Raw genomic sequence first — 23597 nt, 5'->3', positions numbered from 1 at the left:
ACAAAGGCGTGGAACAAATGTCGCAGTCGCTCAGAGAGGCCCGATTGTTTCTAAGCCTAAATGACTGAAATTCTATCGGATCAGCGGCGGATCGTCGCCGTCGCCAGCCCGGCGAAGATCAAGGCTCCGCCGCCCGCGCGCTGAGCCCAGGCCTGTGCGCGTGGCGAACGCAACAGTCCGCCCGCGCTCGACGCCGCCCAGGCATAGCAGCCGTCGGTCAGCGCCAGCACCAGCACGAACGTCACCGCCAATATCCCGGCCTGCGGCCAATAGGCACGGTGCGGATCGATGAACTGCGGTGCGAAGGCGGCGAGGAACAGGATGGTCTTGGGATGGAAGGTGCCGACGCCCAGATTGCCCAGAAAGGCGGCGCGCGGCGAAATCAGGCGCGGGCGAATCGCCACCGCATCGGCATTGCGCGCGCGCCAGAGCCCCATGACTCCGACCGCGATCAGATAGGCCGCGCCCGCCCATTTGAGCAGCCCGAATAGAAAGGACGAGGCCGCTAGCACCGCGCCCATGCCCAGCAGGCTGGCGGTCGAGGCGGCCAGATTGCCGAGCATCAGCCCGCCGACCGAGGCAAAGGCGGTCCGCCGTCCCGATCCGATCGCATAGCCCAGGATCGCCGCGACGCCGGGACCGGGGATCAGCCCGATGACCAGGGTCGCCGCGACGAAGGCGAACCACAGGTCGGGGCGCATCAGCGTCCGCCGTCGCGCCGGGTCAGCGCCGCGACGCAGCTCGCCCGGTCGATCGAACTGCCATCGGGCTCGCGCGCGTCGAGATAGGTCACGCGCGGCTCGGCCCCGTCCTTGGGATAGAGATAGGCATCGAGGACGCAGAAACTGCCCTGGAACTGCAGCTTGCGCGCCGCCCCCTCACGGACATCGGCATCGGCCGTGCCGAACAACTTGGTCAGCCCGGCGGCGTCCTGTCCGATCACCCGCTCAAGCCCGACACTGGTATAGGGCACGGGGACCGGGGCCATGCCGCCGCTGCGCACCGGCGCGGCGGTCTGCGGCACCGTACAGCCCGCCAGCAATGTCAGGCCCAGCAGCGGCAGCGCGATGAGGCGGGTCACGCCTGTCTCCTGTGAAAGAAATGGGTCGCCATGCTCGCCCCCAGGACGGGCGCGAGGAGATTGAGTCCCGGAACCACGAACAGGGTGGCGACGGCAAGCCCCAACAGGAAGCGCGCAGGCCCGGTCGCCTTTCGCCAGCGACGCATGGCGGCGCGGTCCATGTGCCGCGCCGACACCATGTCGCCCAGGTCGCGCGACAACAACCAGCCATTGACCAGCAGGAACGCCGCCGCCGTGCCTACGCCGGTCACGAGCAGCACGATGTACAGGGGCAGCAGGATCAGATTGATCGCGATGACCCGTGCAGCCGAACCCAGACCCATGGCGGTGCCGCGTGCGAAGGAAACCGGCCTGCCGCTCGCCAGCGCATGCGGGTAATGCCGCGCCTCGACCGCCGCGACGATATCGTCGGCGAACACGCCCACCACCGCCACCGCAACCGCGCGAAAGGCCAGCCATAGCGCCAGCAGTTCGACGACAAGGGTGAAGGCGGCCGACCATCCGTCCGCCTGGACGCCCAGCCATCCGGTCAGCGCCGCGCGCATGCCGTACCACAAGGCGACGCCCGCCAGCGCGAAGACGCCCAGTGTCACGCCCAGCGAACGGATCAGCACCCGGCGGATCGCCGGATCGCCCAACTGGGCGAGCGACAGGAAAAAGGCGCGGATCATGGCTCTTCGATGGCGCGGGCGGCATGGGCAAGTCAATGCGGTACGGGGCCATACGGCGGCTCCCTTGCGCAGGGGTAGCGCGCTGACTAGGGCGGCGGCATCACAGCTTGTTTCCCGGAGTCCGTTAATTGACCAACCCCACTTACGACGTGGTGGCGATCGGCAATGCCATCGTCGACATCCTTGCCTCCGCCGAGGATGATTTCATCGCCGAGAACGGCATGACCAAGGGAGCGATGCAGCTCGTCTTTTCGCCGGAGGAAGCCGACGCGCTCTATGCCAAGATGGGCCCCGGTCGCGAGATTTCGGGCGGGTCGGCCGCCAACACGCTGGCAGGCATGGCCGCGCTCGGCGGCAAGACCGCGTTCATCGGCCAGGTCGCCGACGATCAGCTGGGCGAGGTGTTCAGCCACGATATCCGTGCGGCGGGCGTCAAGTTCGACACGCCCGTCCGTCCCGGCCAGCCGACCACCGCACGCTGCATGATCTTCGTCAGCCCCGATGGCCAGCGGACGATGAACACCTTCCTCGGCGCCTCGCACTATCTGCCCGCCGAAGCGCTCGACAAGGCGCTGATCGCCGATGCGGCCTATCTGTATATCGAGGGTTATCTCTGGGATCCGGAAGAGCCGCGCGCCGCGATGCGCGCCGCGATCGACGTCGCCCGCGCGGCGGGCCGCAAGGTCGCCTTCACCGCCTCGGCCGAGTTCGTGATCGACCGCCACCGTGCCGATTTCCATGCACTGATCGATGGTGGCATGATCGACGTGATCTTCGCCAACGAGACCGAGATCGTCGCGCTGACCGAAACGGCGGATGTCGAGGCCGCGATCGCCTCGCTGAAGGACAAGGTCGAGACGCTGGTCGTGACGCTCGCTGAAAAGGGTGCGCTGGCGCAGCGCGGCGATGAGCGCGTGACCGTGCCCGCCCATCCGGTCGACAAGGTGGTCGACACCACGGGCGCGGGCGACCTGTTCGCGGCGGGCTTCCTCTATGGCCAGACGCACGGCCATGATCTGAAGGCCTCGCTGACGTTGGGCGCGGCCTGCGCGGCCGAGATCATCAGCCATTTCGGCGCCCGGCCCCAGGTCGACCTGAAGGCCCTGGCCGCCAGCCTCTAATCCCAATCCTCCCCAAGCTTTGCTTGGGGAGGGGGACCATCCGGAGGGGATGGTCGAGGGGCCAGGCCCCAAAGCAAAAGGCCCGGAGGATCGCTCCTCCGGGCCTTTTTTTGGTTTTCGCGAAAGCCGATCAGCGATCGAGCGGCTTGGCGACCTCCGGCTGCATCGCGGGATCGTCCACCACATCGACGATGCCACGCCCGACATGGCTGCGCTTGCGGCTGTAGAGGAAGTAGATCGCCAGACCCACCGCGCCCCAGCCCGGCAGGACCAGGATCGCGACCAGCGGCAGCGAGAAATACAGATACGCGCAACCGATCATCGCGGCGGGCGCGACGATGAACACGGCGGGCGTGCGGAACGGACGCTTGCGGGTCGGATCGGTCTTGCGCAGCACCATCACCGACAGCGCCACCATGAAGAAGGCGAACAGCGTGCCCGAGTTGGAATAGTCCGCGAGCTTGCCGACCGGCAGGAAGGCCGAGGCCAAGGTCGCGGCGATGCCGGTGACGATCGTCACGACGTGCGGCGTGCGATAGCGCGGATGCACCGAGGCCAGCTTTTCGGGCAGCAGGCCGTCGCGCGCCATGGTGAAGAACACGCGGGTCTGGCCGAACATCATCATGAGCACGACCGACGGCAGCGCCAGCGTGGCGGCCAGGCCGATCAGGTTGCCGATCTTTTCCCAGCCGATGGTGCGCAGGACATGCGCCAGCGCTTCACGCGAGCAGGACAGCGGCTCGGTCGCGCCGCTGGCGACGATCGCCTTGCACTGCGCGGCCAGTTCCGACGTGCCGGGCGACAGCACGACACCGGCGGCGTCGCGCACCGGCTGCGCGCCCAGCGGCGAGCCGATCGCGCCCGCCGACACCAGCAGGTAGAAGACCGTGCAGAACAGCAGCGAGGCGATCAGGCCGATCGGCACGTTGCGCTGCGGGTTCTTGGTCTCTTCGGCGGCGGTCGACACCGCGTCGAAGCCGACATAGGCGAAGAAGATCGATGCCGCGGCCCCCGCCACGCCGGTCAGGCCGGTCGGCATGAACGGCTCGAAATGCGCGCCGTTGATGACCGGCACCGAGAGCGCGATGAACAGGGTCAGCGCGGCGACCTTGATCGCGACCAGGATCGCATTGAACCGTGCGCTCTCGGTGGTGCCGATGACCAGCAGCCAGGTGACGAGCAGCGAGATGATCACGGCGGGCAGGTTGATGTAACCGCCCGACGACGGGCCGTTGACCCATTCCATCGGTATGTCGATGCCCAGCAGGTTGCGAATCTGCCCCACGACATAGCCCGACCAGCCGACCGCGACGGCCGACGCGCCGACCGCATATTCCAGGATCAGCGCCCAGCCGACCATCCAGGCCAGCAACTCGCCCATGACCGCATAGGTATAGGTATAGGCCGAGCCCGCGACCGGCACCATTGAGGCCAGTTCGGAATAGCAGAGTGCGGCCACCGCGCAGACGAACCCCGCCAGCACGAAGGACAGCATCATCCCCGGCCCCGCCTTCTGCGCGGCTTCGGAGGTGAGAACGAAGATGCCCGTACCGATAACGGCGCCGATACCCAGCATGGTAAGCTGGAACGCGCCTAGCGATCGTTGCAGCCCCTTCTTCTCGGCGGTCGCCAAAATGGCGTCCAGAGGCTTAACGCGCCCGAAAATCATGAATGTCCAATCCCCCCGAGGGAAGGGCGGCCCCGACATGGGACACGCCCGGCGTTTGGTGAATGATCCGGGAAGTTAGCTGCAATTTTATTACGCGCAATCCCTAAGGTGCGCGGGATGCGGTTGGGGGAGCGGAAAGGCGATGATTGCCACCCTTCTTTCCTTTCTTAAGCCCCTCCCGCAGGCGGGAGGGGTTTGGGGAGGGTTTGGAGTCTCACCGAGCCTGTCGCCCGTGGCGTTTCCCTCCCCCATCCCCTCCCGCCTGCGGGAGGGGCGGGCCCAGATCAGCGCGCCAGCATCGGGCCGAGCGGCTTGCCTGCCAGGATATGCACATGAAGATGCGGCACCTCCTGCCCGGCGTCCGGCCCGATATTCGCCAGCAGCCGGTATCCCGGCTCGACCGCGCCTGCCTCGCGCGCGACATGGCCGACCGCGCGGACGAAACCGGCGATCTCCGCCTCGCTGGCGCGGCCTGCGAAATCGTCCCACGACACATAGGGGCCGCGCGGGATCACGAGGATATGGGTCGGGGCGTGCGGCGCGATGTCGTGGAAGGCGACCGCCCACTCATCCTCATAGACCCGCCGGGACGGGATTTCGTCGCGCAGGATCTTCGCAAAGATATTTTGGTCGTCATAGGGCAGGGTGGCATCGATCGGCATCGAAACTCTCCAGGGGGTCAGCGGGGCCGGGCGGCCTTTTCGTCATGGCCCGACACACCCTCGCGCCGTGCCAGTTCGGCGCGAACGTCGTCGAGCGTGTGGCCGGTATCGGCCAGCAGGACGATCAGGTGAAACATCAGGTCGGCAGCCTCCGACACGATCTTGTCGGGCTGGGCCATGGCGGCGATGACCGTCTCGACCGCTTCCTCGCCCAGCTTCTGGGCGATCTTCGGTCGCCCCTTGGCGAACAGGCTGGCGGCATAGGAGGTGGCGGCGTCGCCCGCATCCCGGCGCGCGCGGATCGTGGTCTCGAGGCGGTCGAACATGTCCATGACGGCGTGGGTGGCGCGGGGAAGCGCCGGCGTCAATCCTTGCGGTTGCGGCGGCGCATCAGGTGCCGCAGCAGCCAGACCGCACCGATCGCGAAGACGAACAGGCCGATGTCGGACCATTCGGGGTGGGTGCGCGGCTTGGGCGTGCCGCTATGGGCGGTGGCGGTGGTCAGGATGGCGAGCGGCATGGGGGGAGTCTAGCAGCGGTCCGGGCGTGGGTCATCCGGGGGATTTTGGCTCATGCGAAGACGCGAGGACGTGAAGGTTTTTGTTCGCGCGGAGGCGCGGAGACGCGGAGGGTCTGGTTGTTGGGCGGGCTGTGGCCTGCATTTCGAGACCGGTGCGTGTCTTCCGATCGATCGGGTAAGCTCCCGATCCTCCGTTCAGCCTGAGCGAAGTCGAAGGCCAAGGGATAACCGCGCCACTGGGCAAAGCGCCGGGCGTGCGCTTCGACTTCGCTCAGCGTGAACGGAGGCTGGGGACAGGTGGCGGGCGGAAGACGTGTCGCACGAGTGTGAAAGGCCCATTGCCAACTTCACAACCAAACTCTCCGCGCCTCCGCGCGAACCAAAAAATCTTCGAGGCTTAGCGTCTCCGCCTTAGCCTCAATGGGCCCGAACCGGCACCCCTGCTGCCGCAAGCGCCCGATGCGCATCGGCAATCGACGCATCGCCAAAGTGGAAGATCGACGCCGCCAGCACCGCCGAAGCATGCCCGTCGCGCACGCCCGCGACCAAGTCGTCCAGCCCGCCGACGCCGCCCGATGCGACGACCGGCACGCTGGTCCGGTCGGCGATGGTGCGGATCAGATCGAGGTCGTATCCCCCCCGCGTCCCGTCGCGATCCATCGAGGTGACCAGCAACTCCCCCGCGCCCAGCTCTGCCAGCCGCAGCGCATGTTTGACCGCATCGATCCCGGTCGCGCGCCGCCCACCATGGGTGAACACCTCCCAGCCATCCGCCGTGCGCCGCGCGTCCACGCTGGCGACGCAGCACTGGCTGCCGAATCGCTCTGCGATGTCGGAAACGACCTCCGGGCGGCTGACGGCGGCGGAATTGACCGCCACCTTGTCTGCGCCGGCCAGCAGAAGCGCGCGCGCATCCTCCGCCGTGCGCACGCCCCCGCCGACGGTCAGCGGCATGAAGCACACCGCCGCCGTCCGCCGCACCACGTCCAGGATGGTGCCCCGCGCCTCATGGCTGGCGGTGATGTCGAGGAAACACAATTCGTCCGCGCCCGCCGCGTCATAGGCGCGGGCCTGTTCGACCGGATCGCCCGCGTCGATCAGGTCGACGAAGTTGACGCCCTTGACCACCCGGCCATTGGCGACGTCGAGGCAGGGGATGACGCGCGCGCGGACGGTCATGCGGCCGCCGCCACCGACAGCGCCGCCGCCAGATCGAGCCGCCCGTCATAGAGCGCGCGGCCGGTGATGACGCCCTCCACGCCGTCCTGATGATGAAGCGCCAGCATATGAATGTCGCCGATCCCCGCCACGCCGCCGCTGGCGATGACCGGGATACGCACCGCGCGTGCCAGATCGACGGTGGCGGGCACGTTGCAGCCCTTGAGCATCCCGTCGCGGCCGACATCGGTGAAGAGCAGCGAAGCGACCCCCGCATCCTCGAACCGGCGGGCCAGATCCTCGACCGAGACGGTCGACACATCGGCCCAGCCGCGCGTCGCGACCATGCCGTCCTTGGCGTCCACCGCGACGACGATGCCGCCGGGATAGGCCTTGGCCATGTCGCGCACGAAATCCGGATTCTCCAGCGCCGCCGTGCCGATCACGACGCGCGAAACGCCTAGGTCGAACCAGCGCTCGACATTCTCCGGCTTGCGAATGCCGCCGCCCAGCTGGACATGGCCGGGAAAGGCTTTGACGATCGCCTGCACCGCCTCGCCATTGACTGACTCGCCGGCAAAGGCGCCGTCCAGATCGACGACGTGCAGATGCTGGGCACCCGCCTCGGCAAACAGCATCGCCTGATGGGTGGGATCGTCACCATAGACGGTCGCGCGGTCCATATCGCCCTCGGCCAGACGCACCACTTGGCCGCCCTTCAGGTCGATGGCGGGGAAGACGATCAGGCTCACGGATGCCACTCCAGGAAACGGGTGAGGAAGGAGAGGCCATAACGCTGGCTCTTCTCGGGGTGGAATTGCGCGCCGACCACCGTGTCGCGGCCGATCGCGGCGGTGACGGGGCCGGAGTGATCGGTGGTCGCCAGCACATGCTCGCCGGTAAAGGCGTAGCTGTGGAGGAAATAGGCTTCGCCGGGCACGATCAGCGGATGCTCGCTCACAGGCCGGACATCGTTCCAGCCCATATGCGGCACCTTCGCCGATGGCTCGGCGGGGACGAGTCGCGTGACTCGGCCGGGGATCCAGCCCAAGCCCCGATGCTCGCCCATCTCGTCACTGGCGTCGGCGAGCAACTGCATACCGACGCAAATGCCCAGGAACGGCCGCGCGCGGGTGAGGGCGGCGTCGCGCAACGCCTCCTCCAGTCCGTCGACGGCGCGCAGGTTTGCCGCGCAGGCGCCGAACGCACCGACGCCCGGCAGCACGATCCGGTCGGCCTTGGCGATCACATCCGGGTCGGCGGTGATGACCACATCGCTCGCCCCCGCCGCACGCAGGGCATTGTCGACCGAGTGGAGATTGCCCGACTCGATGTCGATCAGCGCCAGCGTCACAACATGCCCTTGGTCGAAGGAATCGCGTCGGCCTTGCGCGGGTCGATCTCCACCGCCATGCGCAGGGCACGGGCGAGGCCCTTGAAGATGCTCTCGGCGATGTGATGGTTGTTATGGCCGTGCAGCAGCTCGACGTGCAGCGTGATGCCCGCTTCCTGCGCGAAGCTGTGGAACCAGTGCTCGATCATCTCGGTCTGGAGCGTGCCCAGCATCGGGTTGGTGAACGGCACCTTCCACACCAGCCAGGGCCGCCCCGAAATGTCGAGCGCGGTGCGGGTCAGCACTTCGTCCATCGGGGACAGCGCCTCGCCGTAGCGATAGATGCCGCGCTTGTCGCCCAGCGCCTTGGCAAAGGCCTGTCCGATCGCCAGCGCGCTGTCCTCGGTCGTGTGGTGCCCGTCGATATGCAGGTCCCCCTCGACCTTGACCGACAGATCGATCAGCGAATGCCGCGACAGCTGGTCGAGCATATGGTCGAGAAACCCGATGCCGGTGGCGTTCTGATAGACGCCGGTGCCGTCGAGATTGACGGTGACGTCGATGACGGTTTCCGCGGTGGCGCGGTGGACGGTGGCGGTGCGCATGGCCTCCCCATAAACACCTATCCGTCCCATGCAATCTTGACCCGCGATCAAAGGCCGCTAGTCCAAGGGATATGACCGAAGGATTGCCCGACAGCCTCATCCCCTATGACGACATCGTGCAGGAGGCCCTGCGCGCCGTGGTGGGGCGTGTGCTCGGCCCGGTGGCGGAGACGGGGCACCTGCCCGGCACGCACCATTTCTACATCACCTTCAAGACGCAGGCGCCGGGTGTCGACATCCCGCAGCGGCTGGTCGAGCGATTCCCGGACGAAATGACGATCGTCCTGCAGAATCGCTTCTGGGACCTGACGGTGGACGAGAATCGCTTCTCGGTCGGCCTCAGCTTCAACCAGGTGCCGTCGAAGCTGGTGATTCCCTATTCGGCGATCACCCGCTTCCAGGACCCCGAGGTGCAGTTCGAGCTCGGCTTCCACGTCGCCGACGATCCGCAGAGCGATCCCGATCCGCACGGCTCGGCCGAGAATGACGAGCCGGTCGCCAAGCCGGTCGAAGACGGCAGCAACGTCGTCGCGGTGGATTTCAAGCGGAAGAAGTAAGTTCCTTGGAATTCCTCCCCTGCAAGGGGAGGTGGCAGGCCGAAGGCCTGACGGAGGGGTGTCACCCTATCGAGAGCGGGACACCCCTCCACCATGCTGCGCATGGTCCCCCTCCCCTTGCAGGGGAGGAAGAGAAAACAGCTCACTCCTCCCCGCGCAACGCCTTCAGGAAGAAGGCATATTGCCGCCGCATGGCATACGCCACCGGCCCGGTGCTGCGTCCGGCGGTATGCTCCCCGCCGGGAATGACCAGCAGGTCGAAATCCTTGTCCGCCTTGATGAGTGCATCCACCACCTGGGTCGTGCTGGCAGGGTCGACGTTGGAATCCTGCTCGCCGACGACCAGCATCAGCTTGCCCTGTAGCTGGTGCGCATGGACCACGCCCGAGGCGTCGAGATAGCTCTGGTCGACCGGATAGCCGAGCCACTGTTCGTTCCAGTCGATCTTGTCCATCCGGTTGTCGAAACACCCGGCATAGGCGACCCCGGCCTTGTAGAATTCGGGGTGGAAGAGCAGCGCATTGAGCGTGCTCTGCCCGCCCGCCGAGCCGCCATAGATGCCGACACGGGAAATATCGACGCCGGAGTCCCTGGCCGCCAGCGCCTTCATCCACTCGATTCGGTCGGGAAAGCCGCTGTCGGCCAGGTTCTTCCAAGCGACATCGTGGAACGCCTTGGAGCGGTTGGCGGTGCCCATGCCGTCGATCATCACGACGACGAAACCAAGGTCGGCGAGCTGCTGCATCCCCATGACCTTGTCGCCGCCGGAAAATCCGCCGAACGGCCAGAAGGCCTTGGGCACGAAACTGTCGTGCGGGCCCGCATAGATGTTCTCGATCACCGGATAGCGCTTGGCCGGATCGTAATCGCGCGGGCGGACGACCAGGCCGTAAATATCGGTCTTCCCGTCACGCCCCTTGGCGGTGAAGCGTTCGGGCGGACGGAACCCGGCGGCGGCCAGTGCGGTGATGTCGCCCTTTTCCAGCGTCTGGATCAGGCGGCCGTCACGCGCGTCGTGCAGTTCCATCGTTTCGGGCAAGTCGGTGCGCGAGAAGACGTCGACATAGGTCGTCATGTCGGGGGAGAAGCGGACCTCGTGAGTCGCATTCTCCCGCGTCAGCCGCGTCAGGTTACGGCCGTCGAAATCGACCCGGAACCAGTGTTTGTAATAGGGGTCCTCACCGGGGACGAAGCCGCTGGCCGAAAACCAGATCTGCCGCTTCTCGTCGTCGACGTGCACGATGTCGCGGACCAGCCAGTTGCCCTTGGTGATCTGGCGCACCACCCGACCGGTCGCGCCGTCGATCAGGTAGAGATGCCGCCAGCCGTCACGCTCCGACGCCCAGAGGATTTCGCGGCCCAGTCCCTTCACGTCATGCGACCAGATGCGGTCGCGGAAGACGAAGGTCTTGGCGGTCTCGGTCACGGCGGCGTGCGCCCGGCCGGTTTCGGCATCGACCGCGATGATCTTCGTCTCGCCGAAGCCGCGCTTCAGGTCGTTGAAGGCGAAGCTCTTGCCGTCGGCGCGCCATTCGGGGGAGGAGAGGGTGTAGGCGCCTGCGAACAGGCTGGGGTCGATGTCGGTACGCTTGCCGTCCGAGACGCGGAACAGGACGGGTGCTTCCTGGTCTACCGCATCGCCGGGCTTGGGATAGAGTTGCTGGACGACTTGCGGCTGGACCTTGCCCGGCGGCGCGGCGAGGACACGCGTGACCATGCGGGCATAGCCGGGGCGGACGCGCTGGAGCGCGATGTGCTGGCCGTCGGGGCTCCAGGCGATGGTTTCGGGGTCGTAGAAATTGGCGGGGCTGCCGTCCTGGCTACGCCATACCTCCTTGCCGCCATTCGCTGCCCGCACGACCAGATTGTCGTCGAGGACCAGCGCCTCCAGCCTGCGATCGGGGGACAGGCGAGGGTGGTTGTCGGCGGCTACGCGCAGGTCGCGCACCACGCCGAAGCCGCGCGGGCGGCTGGCGTTTTCGGGCGGGAGGACCGCGCAGACCGGCTGGACGAGGGTGCAGCGATAGACGGTGTCGTCATAGCCGATCGAGAAGCGGATCGCCGAACGGTCGGGCGTATAGCTGAAATGCTCGAAGGGCAGGCGCAAGGGGGCCACGGACTCGCCCATGACTCTGGCGAGCGCGGGCGCCAATGCGGCGGCGTCGAAGGCGGGGGCTTTTGCGCGGGTGGCGGCGTCCACATCGACGAAGGCGAAGCCCCCCGCCACGGTCTTGCGGTAATGGAAATGCCGCCCGTCCGCGTCCCACTCGGCGGGCGAGGCGATGTCGCGGGTCAGCCATTGCCACTGGTCGCGAAGCGCCAGCGACCCGGCGATCCGGTCGGGTACGGTCTGCGCGGCGAGCGGCGTGGTGGTCAGCAACAGGGCAAGGGCGAAAAGACGCTTCAACGGGCGGCTCCGATGGTGAAGCTGTAGGTCAGCGGCTGGAGCGCGATACGGTAAGGCATGTGCGCACGGCCATCGAGATTCCAGCCGGTATCGCCGCCGACCCCGACCTGGGCAGCGTCGATCAGCAGCGTACCGTCGCCATGCGGGCGGATGTCCGAGCTATGCGCCTGCGCGGGCGGCTTCATCGCGAGGTCGCTGTATGGGAAGGGCAGGGCGTTGACCGACAAGGGCTGCGCGCCCGTGACGCGAAGACCCGTGCCGGTGCCGGTCAGCTGAATCCAGCGTATATCGGTCTTGTTGCCGCTCTCCTGCGGCCGGGCATAGTCGTGATACTGGTCCGCCAGCTTGCCCTCCCAGCGCGCGATCATCGCGCCGGTCTTGCGGTCGGCATAGCTTTCCCACGGACCGCGCCCGAACCAGCTGACGTTCGTGAATTGCTGCCCCGGCGTTGCGAAGGCCAGGCCGACGCGCAACGGATCGGGCAGCGTCATGCGCAGCGGCACGAAGCGCACCGTCGCAGTCGCCGCGCCGTCCGGGGCCATGGTCCAGCGGGTCTGCATCTTGACCGATCCGACGCCCATGTCGTGATCGACGAAGATGGCATTGTCTTCCTGCCGGATGGCGTCGAGGCGACGATGGTCGGAGAAATATTGCCACATCGCATGGCTCTTGGGCACGCCCGCGCCGACATCGTTGTCGGTCGGCGAGCGATAGAAATTGGGCGTACCGCCGGTCAGCAGCGTCTTTCCGTCACGGGCGTAACGGCGGACGAGGCCGGTTGTCCGGTCGATCTCCAGCACGGCATTGGCCGCCTTCAGCGTCATCGCATCGGCGCTTTCCTCCGGCGCGACTGATCCGGCGGGGACGGCGGCGAAGGTCGGAGCGGACAGCGCGAACTGTTCCCAGCCGATGACCTGGCCTGCGGGCAGCGGCGGAATCGCACCCGCCTTCGTCCGCGCGCGCAGGATCAGCGAGCGTTCGGCGGCGGCGTCCTTTGCGGGCGGCAGGGTGAAGGACAGCGGCGCGGCCTGGCCGGCGGCAACCGAAGGCGTCGCGATGCTGCCGCGCGCGGTCTCGACGCCATTCTCCAGCACTGCCCAGTCCAGCGTGAAGCGCGACAGGTCGATATGGTCGTGGCGGTTGACCACCTGCCAGCCGCCGCCCTCATGGGTGAAGTGGATCGGCGACTGGACATGCGCCATCTCATAATATTCGGGATCGGGCGTCCGGTCGGACTGGATCACGCCGTCGCCCACCGGGCTGTCGTCGCCGTGCAGTCCGGCATCCTTGGGATCGGGATCATAGTCCAGGCCCTGCCCCCAATAGGGGCGGCCATCCTTGTCCTTCAGGATCATCGTCTGGTCGACCCAGTCCCAGACGAAGCCGCCTTGCAGCTTGGGATATTTTCGGAAAACGTCCCAATAGCCTTGGAAGTCGCCCAGGCTGTTGCCCATCGAATGGGCATATTCGCACAGGATCAGCGGCTGGGTGAATTCGGGGCGCGTGGCGTAATCGGCCAGCTTCTCGACATCGTCATACATGGGCGCGAAGATGTCGACGTACGCATTGGTCGGGTGCCGCCAGCCGCTCATGCTGTAGCCGAGGAAGTTGATCAGCCGCGTCTTGTCATGTTCGCGGACCCATTTCGCCGCCGCCTCGAAATTCGGGCCGACGCCGCTTTCATTGCCCAGCGACCAGAAGATGACCGAGGGATGATTGCGGTCGCGCTCGACCATGCGCTGCACCCGGTCGAGATGCGCGGCGGCCCATTCGGGCTTGTGCCCCAGGTTGAGCGTGGGATCGTTCTTTTCCTGGGTGAGGCTTAAGTAGCCGTGGCTCTCGATATTGGCCTCGTCCATCACGTACAGGCCATATTCGTCGGCCAGGTCGTACCAGCGCGGATCGTTGGGATAATGCGAGGTGCGGACCGCGTTGATGTTGGCGGCCTTCATCAGCTCGATGTCTTTCCGCATCGTTTCCTCGGACACGATCCGGAAGGTATGCGGGTCATGCTCGTGCCGATTGACGCCGCGAATCATGATGCGCTTGCCGTTCACCCGGACCTCGCCGCCCGCAATCTCGACGGTGCGGAAGCCGATGCGGCGGCTGGTCGCCTCGATCAGCTTGCCCTTTGCGTCGAGCAGTTCGACGAGCAGCGTATAGAGATTGGGGTCCTCGGCGCTCCACGTCTTCACGCCCGGCACCTCGGCGGTGATCGTGGCGGCGGGGCCGGTCGGCGTGACGGTGCGGGTCAGAAGTGCCCGCTTGCCGTCGAGCAGCGTCGCGCGCACGGCGGTCGCCTGTGCCGCCCCCGCCAGATCGACCTCGGCGGACAGCGTGCCGTCGCGATAGTCATGGTTCAGCCCGGCATCGATCTGCAGGTCGCGGATATGGGTTTGCGGCGCGGCATAGAGGGTGATCGACCGCTCGATCCCGTTGACGCGCCAGAAATCCTGATCCTCCAGATAGCTGCCGTCCGCATGGCGATAGAGTTCGATCGCAATGGTGTTCTTGCCCGGCCGAGCGGCGCGGCTGATGTCGAACTCGGTGGGGAGCTTGGAGTCCTCGGAATAGCCGATCTTCTGGCCATTGACCCAGAGATAATAGGCCGCGCCCGCCGCCCCGACGTTCAGCAGCAGGCGGCGTCCGGCGAAATGCGCCGGGACCGTGAAGTCGCGGCGATAGGAGGCGACTTCGTTCAGCCGATGCTCGATGAACGGCTCGTTGCGGGGAAAGGGATAGCCGCTGCCCACGAAGATCGGGCGGCTCAGGCCCTGCGCCTGGAGGATGCCGGGAACCGCCACCTCGCGCCACGTCGACACGTCGCGCGCCGGGTCCTCAAAGCCGACCGGCCGCACCTCGGGATTGGGGGACATATGTACCCGCCACATCCCGTCGAGCGAGAGATGATAGCGCGACTTCGCCATGTCGCCCGACAGCGCGGCGGCGCGCGACTCGAACCCGGCGAAGGTCGTGTGCATCGGCTCGTTGCCGATATGGTTGACGGCGGGATTCTCCCAATCGGGGCGGGCGGGGGTGGTCTGCGCGGCGGCGGTGCCAGCCATCAGGATGGATAGGCTCGCGCTCAACCAAAGCCTGTTGCCTGTCTTCATCCCGTCCTCCCGATCCGTCTTTCAGGTTAACGCTATATTATACGGAATACGAATGCAAAGCCCGGCCGTTACGCCTTGAAATTCATGATACAATGTATCAAGTTGTGCTCATGATCGATGATGCTCCCGTATCCCGCAGCCATCATGGCGGATTTCAGCATATGGATGCGCTGGCCATCTCCGCCTCGACATTGTGCCTGATCCATTGCCTGGTCCTGCCGGTGCTGATCGCCTTTCTGCCCGCCATCGCCGAATGGGCCGATCTGGGCGAGGTGTTCCATATCGTCATGCTCGCGCTGGCCGTGCCGCTCAGCGGGCTGACGCTGTTCGGCGGATGGCGACGGCACGGGGTCGTCTTCCCGATGATCGCGGGGGCGGTCGGCTTGCTCCTGCTGATGCTTGGCCTCGCATTCGAGGGGCAGGGGATGGGGACCGCGTTGACCGTCGCGGGTGGATTGGTGCTGACGGTCGCGCATGTCGCCAATCTGCGCGCCACCAATCTGCACCGACTGATGACCCTGTAACGCGAACGTCGCGTCGCGATCGAAAGCGGTCGCGCAGCCGATTTTCCGATTCCCGCCCCTTGACCACCCGCCGCCGTTTCGCGCAGGCGCGCTGCTATCAAGCAAAGCGACTGGCGGGAGAATGGCATGGCCGAGGCACAGGATCGGATCGTTGCAGGGGTCGAACTGGGGGGAACGAAATCGATTGTATTGATCGGGCGCGGGCGCGACATCCTGGTGTCCGAGCGCCTGCCGACCACCACCCCCGCCGTCACCCTGGCCGCTTTGCGCCAGCGCCTGGCCGAATGGCACGAGCAATATAAGCCCGAGGCGCTGGGCATCGGCAGCTTCGGCCCGATCGCGCTCGACAAGACCGACGCGGACTATGGCCATATGCTCGCCACGCCCAAGCCGGGCTGGGCGGGTGCGGACGTGGCGGGTGCGCTGTCTGAGGGCTTTGGCGAGCGTGTCGCGATCCATACCGATGTGACCGGCGCGGCGCTGGCCGAGGGGCAGTGGGGTGCAGCGCGCGGCCTGTCCGACCATGTCTATGTCACGGTCGGCACCGGCGTAGGCATGGGCATCATCGTCAACGGCCAGCCGGTATCGGGCCGGATGCACCCGGAGGCGGGCCATGTCCGCGTCCGCCGGATGGCGGGCGACGATTTCGCGGGCGCCTGTCCGTTCCATGGCGACTGCCTGGAAGGATTGGTGGCAGGCCCCGGCATCGCGGCGCGCGTCGGTCGCCCGGCGCAGGAGCTGGCGCAGGACGATCCCGCCTGGACCTTCGTCGCGGATGCGCTGGCGGAGAGCTTTGCCGGGCTGTTCCTGACGCTGGCGTGCGGACGTATCGTGATCGGCGGCGGCGTGGGCGTGGGCCAGCCGCAACTGCTCGACATGGTGCGTGCCGCGACGGTCGAAAAGCTGTCGGGCTATCTGCCCTTCGTCAACGCGGCGGAGGTCGCCAACCGCATCGTCCATGCCCAGCTGGGCGACCAGGCCGGGCCGCTCGGCACGTTGGCGCTGGCACGTACGGTGCTGGACTGACGCCATCATTCCTCCCCTTCAAGGGGAGGGGGACCATGTGCAGCATGGTGGAGGGGTGTCCCGCTCTCGATAGGGTGACACCCCTCCGTCAGGCCTTCGGCCTGCCACCTCCCCTTGCAGGGGAGGAATCTTAAAAAGTGCTGTCCTACAACGAACCGATATGGTTCCTCCTGTCCCGTAACGGGGGGGAGAGCATCATGGGGCAGGGGGACGAAGCACGCGTCGATGCGATGATCGCGCAGGTCATCGCGCGCGAGGGGGATTATAGCGACCATTCCGCCGATCGCGGCGGGGCGACGCGGTTCGGCATTACAGAGGCGGTGGCGCGCGCTGACGGCTATGTGGGGCCGATGCGCCGCCTGCCGCTGGCACGCGCGGAGTCCATCTATCGCCGCCTTTACTGGACCGCGCCCGGCTTCGACCGGGTGGCCGCCCGCGCGCCCCGGCTGGCCGAGGAACTGTTCGACACCGGCGTCAATATGGGACCGAACGTCGCGAGCGCCTTCCTGCAACGTGCGCTCAACGCGCTCAATCGCGGCGCGCGCGACTATCCCGATCTGGCGGCGGACGGGCGGATCGGAGCGGCGACGCTGGCCGCGCTCGACGCCTTTCTCCGCCACCGCGGCGCTGCGGGCGAAGTCGTGCTGCTCAAGGCGGTCGAGGCATTGCAGGGCGAACGCTATCTGACGCTTGCCGAGCGACGCCCCGCCAATGAGGCGTTCCTGTACGGCTGGCTCGCAGACCGGCTGTCATGAGCGGCGAGCCGGACACCGACCTCTGGACCCGCCGGGCGCGACCGACCTTCCTGTATGTCATGTACGTGCTGCTGCTCTGGAGCATCCCGATGGGGCTGCTCGCGGGGGTGCGGCCCGGCATGGCGGCGGCGATGGTGCGCGGCATGGCGCAATATCTCGCCGCTATCCCTGAGCCGCTCTATGCGCTCTTCGGCACCGGCTATCTGGGCTATACGGTCGCGCGCGAATGGGGAAAGTCGCGTCAGTAGAAACGCTTGAGCGTCAGCGTCCGGTCCTGTCCGTCGCAGGTGCGCAAATGGACGACGGTGCCCGGCTTGCCCACCGTCCAGCGGGCGACGGGGCTGTCGACATAGTCGCGCGGGATGGGCTGTCCGTCGATGGCGCAGATCGTGTCGCCCTCGCGCCAGCCGCTCGCCGCCGCCGGGCCTCCGCGCATGACGTGCAGCACACGCAGGCGATCTCCCGCCACGCCCATCAACAGCCCGGCGGTCGATCGTTGGGCGGGCATGTCGGCCTGGGGGCCGGGCTTCAGGATCATCCGCCCCGCGCCGGGGTCGAGCAGCACGCGATAGCGTTGCAGGAAGCCCGAGCCGATCCGCCCGGCCGCGCCGACCGACTCGCTGAAGCCCTGGGCTGGTTCGACCCGCACCTCCACCTCATGGGCGGTCAGGTTGCCCAGCCGCACGCTCGGCACGATGGCCAGGTCGTTGACCGTCGGCCCCGCCAGCCCGAAGCCGATCGCGGTGGTGGTCGGCAGCGAGGTCAGCTTCGCTGCGCGCCAGCCCGCCTGGGTGACGGTCAGCGCGGAGCCGTCGCCGGTATCGACGATGACCGGGGACAGCTTCGCCGCGCCCAGCCCGACCATGCTCTCATAGACGCGCCGCTCGGTCGACACGGTCAGCGGCGCTGTGGCGCCGGTGAAGGGCATGCGGCCCGACGGGATCAGCCGAAACCGCTTGGCGGCATAATCGATGTCGAGCGCATGGGCTGCGAGCAGATCGCGCCCGACCAGCAGGTCGACGGGCGTCGCATCCCCGGTCGCGAGCGCAGGCAGCGGCGCGACCACCACCCCGCCGCCCTTGCGGGTCAGCCCGCCCAGCGACAGGTTGCGCGTCGGCATCCACCCGATCGCCACCGGCCCGCCGATCGCGCTGGCCTGTCCGCCGGGGCGCACTTTGGCCTTGGCGGCGATGGGCGAGCTTTGCGATAGCAGGGTGAAGCTGACCCCGGTGTCGAGGATCGCGCTGACCTTCTGCCCGTCGATGGTCATGGCAAAGCGGATCTGGTTGCCCGGTGTCAGCTGAAACGGAATCCAGCGCTGCTCGGCATCGGGTGCCAGCATCGAGACCCCCGGATCGCGCGCGGCGGCGGCGACCACATCCTCCTGCGCGGGGACGGGCTTGGAGTCGCGATGGGCGGCCGGGGCCATCATCGCGGCGGTCAGCAACAGGGGAATGGGGACGAAATAGAGCAGCGAACGCATCACGCCCCAACGCCTAAACGAGCGGGAGGCTGCGCGCGCGGCAAATCGCATGAAACAAGCCGATTGCCCGGTCGCGGCGAACGGCCGGGCAATGTTCGTCATGCTTGGGACTTAGGGCTTAATTGCCGAAGAGTTTGAATGAGGTTCCCACGAATATCCTCACACCAAACCGCTCGTCCTTGTCCTCGACATCCTGCCAGTCCACCCGAACGCCGCCGTTGAGCCCGGAGGCGCCGGAGATGAAGTAGATCGGCACGCCTATGCCGAAGACCTTGTCTCTCGTGTCGTACGCGGCGTTGACGGCGACTCCGACCGGCAACTTACCGCTCCGACCGAGATCGAATTCCCATTGCCATCGGGTCACGGCAAAGACCGAGGAATCTATGTTGCGTTCGGGTTGTGCGAAGGCGCCGGTGAAACATTCCTGAGTACCTGTGGATGCCGCCTTGCATCGTGTCCGGCTCGACACGGCTTGATATTGGCTTCGATATTCATACCCCAGGCCGAGATAGAGCGGCCTGTTGCCGGGATTCACGCCGCCGAACGCGCTCAGCGAATATTCGGTTCGGTTGGCATCTCGGCTTTGAAAGTCGTCGGTCGCCAGATAGGAAAAATTGCGTTTGCCGATCGCCGATGATGCACCGAGATACCAGACTGGCGTATCATTCCATGTATCGTACAGTGCGCTTCCCCCGCTGGCCGAATAGGCGAGGCGCTCGCATTGCTCGCGCGCTTCCGCCGTTTCTGCCAGCGACCGACATTGTTCCTGCCGCTTTTGATATGCCCTGAATCGCTCCTCCCGTGTGCCGGGAAGCGGGGGATTGCGGGAAAAGGCGATTGTCAGCGCCCCTTGCAGCGACAGTGATTTGGGCAAGCCGCCCTCGGTCAGGAAGGCGCCTTCCTTCTTGTCCTTGTCGGAAACGGGAGCGGTGAGCATGGCGGACGCGGTACTGAAGCTCAGCCGCCGATCGTTCGATCTGCTCCAGGATCGCGCGCCGACCAGCGTCACGTTGGTATTGTCATTACCCGTGGAAAGCTGGACGCCGCTTCCCGCAAAACCCGTTCGGATGTCGAGGTCCGGAGCCTGATTTCGGTCGCGTATGGCTTGTTCGGTCCCGTCTTGCGACGTTTGCGCATGGGCCCGTGCGCTTGCCATCAGCAGCGCCGGTATGAGGAGCATCGCTTTCATGGTCATGCCCTCAAAGCGTGAGGAACATGAAGTCGGTGAACCGCGAGCGGTTCGTCGGTATGGCCGTCTCGACGGCTATTCTCTCGATGCCGTCGACCGTGTATTTGATCGTCAGCTTCGCTCCCGGCCTGCCCTGAATGCGCCAATATATTTCGAAGGGGGTGCCGACTTTCAGGCTTTTTCCTGCTTGGTCGTTATCGAAGTCGAGAAGCGTATCGTTGATCTTTATGCTGACGAAATCCAAGCCTTCGCCGCGATCTATTTTGAAAACGACATGGTTGCTTGCCATCTGACTTCCCCTAAGTCTGGACGGCATATTGATGCTATGATTCGCGGCTTCCACAAATCACGAATATGTCCATTTGCGGCATTTTCGCTTTATGAATTTTGACATGAAAACTTTGGAATCATGCGGTTTGATTCGAATGGCATGTCCCAAAAGATGTCCCGATCATCCATTCCGGTTCCGACTGGTTCCAATATGACGAGCCGATAGCCGCCGCCCTTCTTAAAGACACGCCTCCAGCAGCGCCTTGTCGAAGCCGAACTGCTTGGCCTTGTCCAGCGTATAGGGGCGCAGGTTCGACGAGCGATATTCGCCGATGATCTTGCCGTCGGTGCCTTCGTCTAGATATTCGAAGGCGAACAGCTCCTGCGTCACGATCACCGGGCCTTCCATGCCGATCACCTCGGTGATGTTGGTCACGCGGCGGCTGCCGTCGCGCAGGCGCTTGACCTGGACGACCATGTCGACCGAGTCGGCGATCTGGCGGCTGATCGCTTCCTTAGGCACCTTGATGTCGGACATCATCACCATATTCTCCATGCGGGCCAGCGCCTCGCGCGGGGAATTGGAGTGGAGCGTGCACATCGACCCGTCATGGCCGGTGTTCATCGCGGCCAGCAGGTCGAAACATTCCGACCCACGGATTTCGCCCAGGATGATCCGGTCGGGCCGCATGCGCAGCGCATTCTTGACGAGGTCTCGGATGCTGATCTCGCCCTGGCCCTCCAGATTGGCGGGGCGGGTTTCCAGCGGCAGCCAGTGCGGCTGTTGCAGGCGAAGCTCGGCCGCGTCCTCAATGGTCAGCACGCGCTCGCCCGGGTCGATCATCTTGGACAGGGCATTCAGCATCGTCGTCTTGCCCGAGCCGGTGCCGCCCGAAATGACGATGTTGAACCGGGACGCGCCCGCGATCTTCAGCAGCGTCGCCATGTCCTGGCTCATCGATCCCCCGCTCGCCATCATGTCCAGCGTGATCGGCTTGGCGGAGAATTTGCGGATCGAGATGGCGGTGCCGCGCAAGCTCAGCGGCGGCACGATCACGTTGACGCGGCTACCGTCCTTCAGTCGCGCATCGGCCAGCGGCGTCGTCTGGTCGACGCGGCGGCCGACCGAATTGACGATGCGCTGCGCGACTTGGAACAGATGCTCCTCGTCGCGGAAGCGGATATTGGCCAGTTCCAGCCTGCCTTTCCGCTCGACATAGGTCTGCTCGGGGCCGTTGACCATGATGTCGGTGATGTCCGCATCCGCCAGCAGTTCCTCGAGCGGACCCAGGCCCAGCAGCTCGTCGACCAGCACCTTTTCCAGCGCGAACTGTTCGCGACGGTTGAGCGTCAGTCGCAGCTCGGCCAGCACTTCGCCGATGATCGGGCGGAATTCCTCGGCCAACTCGTCCTTGCCCAGCGTCGCGGCGGCTTCCGGATCGACACGTTCCAGCAGGCGGGGGAGAACCTGCTCCTTGATCCGGTGGATCGATGCCTCGAACCCTTCGCCGCGCGCGGGGGTCGGATCGACCGAGGCGGCCTGGCGTTCGGCGAGGCGCTGCATCGCGTCGGCGGCGCTGCCGGGCGCGGCCAGGGCGGTCTCAAGCGTATGGAGCGGCGGGAATTGCGATCCGCCACCGGGGGGCGGCGAATCGGACTCGGGGCGGCTGGCGGGGCCGGGGCCATGCATCGGGCGCGCGACGCCGAAGGCCGGACGCCCTCCGCCCGCGCTTCCCGAACCCTGACGGCGACCGAAGGCATTCATCCCGACATTCCCCATGGCATCCGGCCATTCTCTAAATGCCAAGATTTACCATATGCCTAACCGATCGCGGTTGCAGGCGACGGAAAGGGCGGGATATGGCCCTGTCCCGATGCTGAGCCGGTTCGTCCTTGCCGTCCTTCTGACCCTGGTCGGACTGTCGCCCACGCTGGCCGGGGCGGACGACATCGCCGCGACCGCGCGCGGGGTGGTGCGGGTCGTCACCATCGCGATGGTCGACGATCAGGTGGCCGGGTTCGGCCATGGCTCCGGCTTCGCGGTCGCGCCCAACCGGATCGTCACCAATGCGCATGTCGTCGAACTGGCCGAGCGCTATCCCGACAATGTCGTGATCGGCGTGGTGCCGTCGGAGGGCAGCAAATCCTATCAGGGCCGGGTCATCGCCTATGACGCGCGCCGCGATCTGGCGCTGATCGAGGTGAGCGAGGCCAAGCTGCCGCCCGTCGCCCTCTTCACCGGCCCGGTGACCGAGGGGGATCAGGTCATCGCCCTCGGCTATCCCGGCAATGTCGATCTGGCGACGGCGCAGTCGGCGGCGGACTATATCCGCCCGCTGTCGCCCGTGCGGTCGCAGGGTGTCGCCTCGGGCCGCCGTGCGCTGACGGGCATCGAGGTGTTGCTCCACACCGCCAGCATCGCGCGGGGCAATTCGGGTGGCCCGCTGCTCGATCCGTGCGGGCGGGTGATCGGGGTCAATTCGGCGCTGACGCGGGCGGATGACGGCGATTCGACCTTCGGCTTCGCGATCGCCGATACCGAGCTGATGGCGTTCCTGCGCGAGGCGAAGCAGGCTTACGCCTCGGTCGGCGTGCCCTGCACCTCGATCGAGGAGCGGCTGCGCGAAGATAGCGCGGCGGATGCGCGGGCCGTCGCCGACGCCGCCGCCGCCAAGCGTGAGGCCGCCAATGCCGCCGCGCTGCGCCGCGAGGAAGCGCTGAACGCCGCGCGCGGTGAGGCGGAGCGGCTGCGAGAGAATGTGATGGCGGTCGCCGCCCTGTTGCTGGTCGGCGGCGCGCTGGCGGTCGGCGGGGCCGGGTTGCTGGAGTCGCGGGGTTCCCGGCGCGCGGCGATCTGGACCGTGTCGGCGGGTGGCATCGCTATCGTCGCGGCGGTGGTCGTGTTCCTGCTGCGGCCTTCCGCCGAAATCCAGCTGCCGCGCGAGACCATGGCGACGACCAGCGGACCGAGTGCGCCCGGCGCGGCGATCGGACCGATGATCTGCACGCTGATCCCCGATCGCAGCCGGGTCACCGTCTCGTCCACCGCCGAGACACGACTGGACTGGGGAGCAAACGGCTGTGCCGATGGCCGCGTCCAGTATCTGGAAGGCGAGGGCGGCTGGCAGCGGATCATCGTGCCGGAGGAGGAGCCGACCGTGACCGTCGCCCGGTTCGATCCGGTCACGCGTACCTATACCCAGACCCGCTACATGCTGCCCGCCGCGACGATGGACGCGATCCGCAAGCTGCATCAGCCGAGCACGCCGACCGCGTGCGTCAAGACCGACAAGGCGCTCCAGAATTTGGAGAGCGAGCAGGCCCAGATCCGCCAGCAACTGCCGCCGCTGCCCAATGAGAAGCTGGTCTATAGCTGCCGCTCAGGACGCTGATCCCGACGGCGCGCGCATGAGGGCTTGCGTGCCCGCCATCGTTTCGACGACATAACCCTCC

24 protein-coding genes are annotated in these 23597 nt (G+C 66.4%); 7 read left to right on the top strand and 17 right to left on the bottom strand.

What is annotated here, in order from left to right; genetic code table 11:
- Positions 1-80 precede the first annotated feature (80 nt).
- Genes KV697_RS08600 through KV697_RS08590 form a run of 3 tightly spaced genes read right to left on the bottom strand, consistent with a single transcriptional unit; the run spans position 81 to position 1752 of the window.
- Positions 81-701, bottom strand: coding sequence for a LysE family translocator (locus KV697_RS08600; protein ID WP_219020925.1), 621 nt, complete (start codon positions 699-701; stop codon positions 81-83).
- The gene (locus KV697_RS08595; RefSeq protein ID WP_219020924.1) at positions 701-1081 is read right to left on the bottom strand and encodes a hypothetical protein; all 381 of its coding nucleotides are present in this window, start codon (positions 1079-1081) and stop codon (positions 701-703) included. The genes KV697_RS08600 and KV697_RS08595 overlap by 1 nt, the downstream gene beginning before the upstream one ends.
- The gene (locus KV697_RS08590) at positions 1078-1752 is read right to left on the bottom strand and encodes an EI24 domain-containing protein (RefSeq protein WP_219020923.1); all 675 of its coding nucleotides are present in this window, start codon (positions 1750-1752) and stop codon (positions 1078-1080) included. The genes KV697_RS08595 and KV697_RS08590 overlap by 4 nt, the downstream gene beginning before the upstream one ends.
- A gap of 128 nt (positions 1753-1880) precedes the next feature.
- On the opposite strand from KV697_RS08590, the gene KV697_RS08585 reads away from it, so the two are divergent.
- Positions 1881-2873: an adenosine kinase gene (locus tag KV697_RS08585; RefSeq protein WP_219020922.1), complete on the top strand. Its 993-nt coding sequence runs from the start codon at positions 1881-1883 to the stop codon at positions 2871-2873.
- Between the two features lie 130 nt (positions 2874-3003).
- Here KV697_RS08585 and KV697_RS08580 read toward each other — a convergent pair whose 3' ends face one another.
- The 8 genes from KV697_RS08580 to hisB form a co-directional block, all read right to left on the bottom strand.
- Entirely contained in the window at positions 3004-4542 is a 1539-nt protein-coding gene (locus tag KV697_RS08580; protein ID WP_219020921.1) for an amino acid permease, read from the bottom strand.
- A gap of 284 nt (positions 4543-4826) precedes the next feature.
- Entirely contained in the window at positions 4827-5204 is a 378-nt protein-coding gene (locus KV697_RS08575; RefSeq protein ID WP_056430687.1) for a histidine triad nucleotide-binding protein, read from the bottom strand.
- 17 nt (positions 5205-5221) lie between these two features.
- Complete coding sequence (locus tag KV697_RS08570; protein WP_076714945.1) at positions 5222-5536, bottom strand: phosphoribosyl-ATP diphosphatase; 315 nt, start codon at positions 5534-5536, stop codon at positions 5222-5224.
- Positions 5537-5568: 32 nt separating this feature from the next.
- Positions 5569-5724 carry a hypothetical protein gene (locus KV697_RS08565; RefSeq protein WP_219020920.1) on the bottom strand — a complete coding sequence of 52 codons (156 nt, stop codon included), beginning with the start codon at positions 5722-5724 and terminating at the stop codon, positions 5569-5571.
- Positions 5725-6141: 417 nt separating this feature from the next.
- On the bottom strand, positions 6142-6903 hold the full coding sequence (hisF, locus tag KV697_RS08560) for an imidazole glycerol phosphate synthase subunit HisF (RefSeq protein ID WP_219020919.1): 762 nt from the start codon (positions 6901-6903) through the stop codon (positions 6142-6144).
- Complete coding sequence (gene hisA / locus KV697_RS08555; protein ID WP_058732180.1) at positions 6900-7634, bottom strand: 1-(5-phosphoribosyl)-5-[(5-phosphoribosylamino)methylideneamino]imidazole-4-carboxamide isomerase; 735 nt, start codon at positions 7632-7634, stop codon at positions 6900-6902. Before hisA ends, hisF begins: the two co-directional genes overlap by 4 nt.
- Positions 7631-8236 carry an imidazole glycerol phosphate synthase subunit HisH gene (gene hisH, locus KV697_RS08550; protein ID WP_219020918.1) on the bottom strand — a complete coding sequence of 202 codons (606 nt, stop codon included), beginning with the start codon at positions 8234-8236 and terminating at the stop codon, positions 7631-7633. Before hisH ends, hisA begins: the two co-directional genes overlap by 4 nt.
- Positions 8233-8820, bottom strand: a complete 588-nt coding sequence (gene hisB / locus KV697_RS08545) for an imidazoleglycerol-phosphate dehydratase HisB (protein WP_007406107.1) — start codon at positions 8818-8820, stop codon at positions 8233-8235. The genes hisH and hisB overlap by 4 nt, the downstream gene beginning before the upstream one ends.
- Positions 8821-8891: 71 nt before the next feature.
- Between hisB and KV697_RS08540 the strand changes: the two genes are divergently transcribed.
- Positions 8892-9377: an SspB family protein gene (locus KV697_RS08540; protein WP_042486441.1), complete on the top strand. Its 486-nt coding sequence runs from the start codon at positions 8892-8894 to the stop codon at positions 9375-9377.
- 142 nt (positions 9378-9519) lie between these two features.
- Here KV697_RS08540 and KV697_RS08535 read toward each other — a convergent pair whose 3' ends face one another.
- Complete coding sequence (locus KV697_RS08535; protein ID WP_219020917.1) at positions 9520-11784, bottom strand: S9 family peptidase; 2265 nt, start codon at positions 11782-11784, stop codon at positions 9520-9522.
- Positions 11781-14849 carry a glycoside hydrolase family 2 TIM barrel-domain containing protein gene (locus KV697_RS08530; protein ID WP_219020916.1) on the bottom strand — a complete coding sequence of 1023 codons (3069 nt, stop codon included), beginning with the start codon at positions 14847-14849 and terminating at the stop codon, positions 11781-11783. The genes KV697_RS08535 and KV697_RS08530 overlap by 4 nt, the downstream gene beginning before the upstream one ends.
- Before the next feature lie 158 nt (positions 14850-15007).
- On the opposite strand from KV697_RS08530, the gene KV697_RS08525 reads away from it, so the two are divergent.
- The 4 genes from KV697_RS08525 to KV697_RS08510 all read left to right on the top strand — a co-directional run bounded on the left by KV697_RS08525 (position 15008) and on the right by KV697_RS08510 (position 17450).
- A complete protein-coding gene (locus KV697_RS08525; protein ID WP_257575748.1) occupies positions 15008-15421 on the top strand; it encodes a MerC domain-containing protein in 414 nt (137 codons plus the stop codon).
- Positions 15422-15547: 126 nt separating this feature from the next.
- On the top strand, positions 15548-16447 hold the full coding sequence (locus KV697_RS08520) for an ROK family protein (RefSeq protein ID WP_219020915.1): 900 nt from the start codon (positions 15548-15550) through the stop codon (positions 16445-16447).
- Between the two features lie 197 nt (positions 16448-16644).
- Entirely contained in the window at positions 16645-17202 is a 558-nt protein-coding gene (locus tag KV697_RS08515; RefSeq protein WP_219020914.1) for a glycoside hydrolase family 108 protein, read from the top strand.
- Complete coding sequence (locus tag KV697_RS08510) at positions 17199-17450, top strand: 3TM-type holin (protein WP_219020913.1); 252 nt, start codon at positions 17199-17201, stop codon at positions 17448-17450. Before KV697_RS08515 ends, KV697_RS08510 begins: the two co-directional genes overlap by 4 nt.
- On the opposite strand, the gene KV697_RS08505 is transcribed toward KV697_RS08510, so the two are convergent.
- The 4 genes from KV697_RS08505 to KV697_RS08490 form a co-directional block, all read right to left on the bottom strand.
- A complete protein-coding gene (locus KV697_RS08505) occupies positions 17444-18685 on the bottom strand; it encodes an aspartyl protease family protein (protein ID WP_257575845.1) in 1242 nt (413 codons plus the stop codon). The two genes, KV697_RS08510 and KV697_RS08505, sit on opposite strands and share 7 nt — an antisense overlap.
- Before the next feature lie 118 nt (positions 18686-18803).
- Positions 18804-19874: a hypothetical protein gene (locus tag KV697_RS08500; RefSeq protein WP_219020912.1), complete on the bottom strand. Its 1071-nt coding sequence runs from the start codon at positions 19872-19874 to the stop codon at positions 18804-18806.
- Between the two features lie 10 nt (positions 19875-19884).
- Complete coding sequence (locus KV697_RS08495; RefSeq protein ID WP_219020911.1) at positions 19885-20163, bottom strand: hypothetical protein; 279 nt, start codon at positions 20161-20163, stop codon at positions 19885-19887.
- Between the two features lie 219 nt (positions 20164-20382).
- On the bottom strand, positions 20383-21909 hold the full coding sequence (locus tag KV697_RS08490) for an ATPase, T2SS/T4P/T4SS family (RefSeq protein WP_219020910.1): 1527 nt from the start codon (positions 21907-21909) through the stop codon (positions 20383-20385).
- A 109-nt stretch (positions 21910-22018) separates the two neighbouring features.
- Here KV697_RS08490 and KV697_RS08485 point away from each other — a divergent pair, with 109 nt between their 5' ends.
- The gene (locus KV697_RS08485) at positions 22019-23536 is read left to right on the top strand and encodes a S1C family serine protease (RefSeq protein ID WP_219020909.1); all 1518 of its coding nucleotides are present in this window, start codon (positions 22019-22021) and stop codon (positions 23534-23536) included.
- The last annotated feature ends 61 nt before the right edge of the window (positions 23537-23597 follow it).

This window comes from Sphingomonas sanguinis (assembly GCF_019297835.1).
In the GTDB taxonomy this organism is placed as follows: Bacteria; Pseudomonadota; Alphaproteobacteria; order Sphingomonadales; family Sphingomonadaceae; genus Sphingomonas; species Sphingomonas sanguinis_D.
This window is presented reverse-complemented; position numbering and strand designations above follow the sequence as displayed.